Source organism: Microbacterium umsixpiens, assembly GCF_053543675.1.
This window is the reverse complement of sequence record NZ_JBLVOH010000079.1, coordinates 14,195-18,163: the sequence shown is the minus strand read 5'-3', so window position 1 is coordinate 18,163 and position 3,969 is coordinate 14,195. Positions and strand designations below refer to the sequence as shown.

Annotated in this window: 4 protein-coding genes; 3 read left to right on the top strand and 1 reads right to left on the bottom strand. The window is 68.3% G+C overall.

Translation table 11 applies throughout. From position 1 onward, the window contains the following. Positions 1–49: 49 nt before the first annotated feature. Genes ACNPM4_RS08210 through ACNPM4_RS08200 form a run of 3 tightly spaced genes read left to right on the top strand, consistent with a single transcriptional unit; the run spans position 50 to position 3,439 of the window. Complete coding sequence (locus ACNPM4_RS08210; RefSeq protein WP_029262085.1) at positions 50–907, top strand: branched-chain amino acid ABC transporter permease; 858 nt, start codon at positions 50–52, stop codon at positions 905–907. Between the two features lie 2 nt (positions 908–909). Then, complete coding sequence (locus ACNPM4_RS08205) at positions 910–2,727, top strand: branched-chain amino acid ABC transporter ATP-binding protein/permease (protein WP_262001630.1); 1,818 nt, start codon at positions 910–912, stop codon at positions 2,725–2,727. Further along, positions 2,720–3,439, top strand: coding sequence for an ABC transporter ATP-binding protein (locus ACNPM4_RS08200; protein WP_029262087.1), 720 nt, complete (start codon positions 2,720–2,722; stop codon positions 3,437–3,439). Before ACNPM4_RS08205 ends, ACNPM4_RS08200 begins: the two co-directional genes overlap by 8 nt. Before the next feature lie 16 nt (positions 3,440–3,455). On the opposite strand, the gene ACNPM4_RS08195 is transcribed toward ACNPM4_RS08200, so the two are convergent. Continuing rightward, positions 3,456–3,941, bottom strand: a complete 486-nt coding sequence (locus ACNPM4_RS08195) for a nuclear transport factor 2 family protein (protein WP_372467453.1) — start codon at positions 3,939–3,941, stop codon at positions 3,456–3,458. Positions 3,942–3,969: the final 28 nt, after the last annotated feature.

Sequence of the window (3,969 nt, the reverse complement as noted above, 5' to 3'; positions counted from 1 at the left end):
CCGAGCCGTCGGCACACCAAGCCAAAGTGATGGAAGGAACCCGACCGCAATGACCATCATCTGGTCCGGCCTGGCTCTCGGTGCGATCTACGCACTGGTGGCGATCGGCTACAACATCGTCTTCCTCTCGCAGAAGACCTTCAACTTCGCCCAGGCGGCGCTCATGATGCTCGGCGCGTTCATCGCGTACGTCGGCATCGTCGTCTGGGGTCTGCCCTGGTGGCTCGTCGCGATCGCCGCGGCCGTCATCGTCGGCGCGATCGCCGCTCTCGAGGAGCGGGTCGCCATCCGTCCGGTCAAGGACCCGCACAACCTGCTGGTCACGACCCTCGGCGCCTCCATCATCATGGAGGGTGTCGCCCAGGTGATCTGGGGCGGAGAGCCCAAGCGCGTGCCCTTCTTCATGGGCGATCAGGTGCTCGAGTTCCTCGGCGGCCGGGTCTACCCCGTCGAGCTCGCCCTGATCGTGCTCGTCATCGTCCTGGTCATCGCGCTCACCCAGTATGCCAAGCGCAGCATGACCGGCATCGCCCTGCTCGGCATGAGCGAGAACAGGGAGGCGGCGCAGCTGCGCGGGGTGAACGTGCGGCGCTTCGCCCTCATGGCCTTCATCTTCACCGGCGTCCTCGCCGGTTTCCTCGGCGTGTTCGTCGGCCCCAAGACGTATGCGGTCGCCACGCTCGGCGCCTCCCTGGCGCTCAAGGGCTTCGTCGTCCTCGCGATCGGCGGCTTCGGGTCCCTCGGCGGCGTGCTCGTGGGTGGACTCATCGTCGGCCTCGCCGAGGCACTCGCGACGCGGTACATCGGTGCCGACTACGCGGGGTTGACGGTGTTCTTCATCCTCATCGTGATTCTGATGGTCAAGCCGACGGGACTCTTCACCCGTCGCGTGGAACGGACGGTGTGACCGTGGCTGCTCTCTGGTTGAAACTACGGTCCGTCCCCGGCTGGATCTGGCCCCTCGCCGTCGGTGCCGTGCTGCTCGCGCTGCCGTTCCTCGGGCTCAACTACGCCGCGACGCGGCAGATCGAGCTCACCCTGATCCTGGCGCTGATCGTGCTGGGCCTGAACCTCTCGCTCGGCTACGCCGGCGAGCTGGCGATGGGACAGGTCGCGATGTATGCGGCCGGTGCCTATGCCGCGGGTCTCGCCAACAAGGCCGGGGTGACCGACATCTGGCTGCAGCTGCTCATCGGCGGCGGCGCCGCGCTGCTCATCGGACTCATCTCCGGCATCCCCGGACTGCGTCTGGGGAGCTGGTCGCTCGCGATGACCTCGTTCTTCCTGATCCTGATCGTCCCGGACGTGCTGTCGATCTTCAAGGAGCAGACCGGCGGTCGCAACGGTCTGGCCGGCATCATGCCCGCGACCTCGTTCGGTCAGATGATCGACGGCCGCACCTACTACCTGATCATCGTCGGCGTCGCGATCGTGGCCTTCGCACTGATCCGCAACCTCGTCGTCTCCGACCACGGGACGGCGCTCCGCGTGCTCAAGCAGAGCCCGGTCCTGGCTTCGTCGATGGGCATCTCCGTGTTCCGCGCCAAGCTCACGGCCTACGCGATCGGCGCCGTCCCTGCCGGCATCGCCGGGGTGCTCTTCGCCAACCTCGACCTCTTCATCTCGCCGGAGGCCTTCGCGTTCTCGTTCGCGATGACGGTGCTCGCGGCCTCGATCTTCGGCGGTTCCGCCAGCATCTACGGAGCCCTGATCGGTGCAGCGGTGCTGCAGTTCGGGATGAACCAGTCGACGAACTTCAGCCAGTTCGGACTGATCATCTCCGGGGCGTTCCTGCTCATCGGCGGAGTGGCCTTCACCGGAGGACTGTCCGGGCTGCTGCGGACCCTCGTGCGCAAGGCCGACATCGCGGCCAAGGCCAAGACCGGGGTGCGCCCGGCGGAAGCCGCTCCGGCCGAGATCGAGAAGCTCGACGGCGCGCTGCTGCGCACGGAGGGAGTCTCCAAGGCGTTCGGCGGCAACCAGGCGCTGTCGAAGGTGTCGATCGATGCGGCGCCCGGTGCGGTCACGGCGATCATCGGCCCCAACGGCTCCGGGAAGACCACCCTGCTCAACATGATCTCCGGCTTCTACAAGACGGATGCCGGCACGATCGAACTCGACGGGAAGTCCATCCAGGGACTCTCGTCGTACCGGGTCGCCCGGGCGGGGGTCTCGCGCACGTTCCAGACTCCGAACATCCCCGAGAAGCTGACGGTGTTCGAAGCCGTGGCGGCCGGACGCTATGCCACGGAGCGGGCCTCCGTGTTCGCCTCGTTCCTGCGGCTGCCGACGTTCTGGCGAGCTCGCGCGGAGAACCGGGCGGCGGCGGAGCGGGCGCTCGCGCTGGTCGGGCTCAGCGCGCAGCGCGACGAGCCGGCCGACTCGCTCCCGCTCGGCAACCGTCGACTGCTCGAGGTCGCCAGGAGCCTGGCCGCGTCCCCGAAGGTGGTGCTCCTCGACGAGGTGGCATCCGGCCTGGACGAGGACGAGCTCGAGGTCCTCGAGAGTCTCGTGAAGCGGCTGCGCGACGCCGGCATGACCGTCATCCTGGTGGAGCACAACTTCCAACTCGTGCTGCGCGTCGCCGACGACATCTATGTGCTCGCCCAGGGCGCGGTCATGGCGCACGGCACCCCCGATCAGATCGAGAGCAACCCGCGGGTCATGGAGGAGTACCTCGGCGTGACGGCGGAGACCAACGCGGCGGGAGGCGGCGACCATGAGTGATGTGCTGTTGGAGGTGTCCGGTCTGCAGACCGGCTACGGCGACCTGACCGTCGTGCGCGACGTCTCGCTGACCGTGCGGGCGGGGGAGATCACGGTGCTGCTCGGTCGGAACGGCGCGGGCAAGACGACGACGCTGCGGGCGATCACCGGGCTGAACAGGGTCTCGGGCGGCACGGTCGCCTACCTCGGCGAGCCGCTGACGGATGCACCTCACAAGCGGGTCGCCCGCGGGATCTCGTACGTGCAGGAGGGCAAGAAGGTCTTCCGTGAGCTCACGATCGAGCAGAACCTCATCCTCGGCGGATTCTCGCGGGGGATGGGCAAGCGGGCTCTGATCGCGGCGGCGGAGGAGATCTACCAGCTCTTCCCGATCCTGGGCAGCAAGCGTGCCCTCCCCGCGGCGAGCATGTCGGGTGGGCAGCAGCAGATGCTCGCGATCGGCCAGGCGCTGATGGCGAAGCCGAAGCTGCTCATCCTCGACGAGCCGAGCCAGGGGCTCGCTCCGGTGATCGTCAAGGAGGTCATGGAGCGGGTGCATGAGCTCAAGAACACCGGCATCGGCATCCTCCTGGTCGAGCAGGCCGTGCAGGAGTCCGTCGCCATCGCCGACGAGGTGACGGTGATCGAGATGGGCCGCACGACGCTCGCCGGGGCCGCGGCCGACGTCACGCTCGAGGATCTGCAGAAGGCGTACTTCGGCGCGGTCGCGTAGCGTCGACGCCTGAGGGTCAGGCCGCCGGGAGGGCGGATGCGGCGGGGTAGCCGAGCACCGTGTCCTGGCTGCGGGCGAAGGCCGTCGTCACCCGACGGGCGATGAGCCAGCGGCCCTCCTCGCGTCGGTAGGCCACGTCGTAGAAGCCGCGCATCACGAGCCGGGGCGCGCCGGCATCCTCGGCGTAGTCGCCATGGAATTCCAGGTGGATGCGGGCCGTCGCGCGGTCGCCGTCGAACGCGAGCTGCGGCAGATGCAGGAAGTGGATGCCGGCGAAGGCAGCGTCGGCGCAGAACGCGTGGAGCGCCGGGCGGCCTTGCACGAAGGTCAGCGGCGGCGCCTCCCCGACAGCCCGCGACTGGTAGATGCCGTCCTCGGTGAAGAGGCTGCTCCACGTGTCGCCGTCGCGCTCGTCGAAGGCGCGCGCGTAGGTCGCCTCCAGCTCGATGATCTCCAGTCGGTCCTCCAGTGCCCGCAGGCGCTGTTCGATGCTCCGTGTCATGATCTCTCCTTCCTGGGCGCTGGGGGGG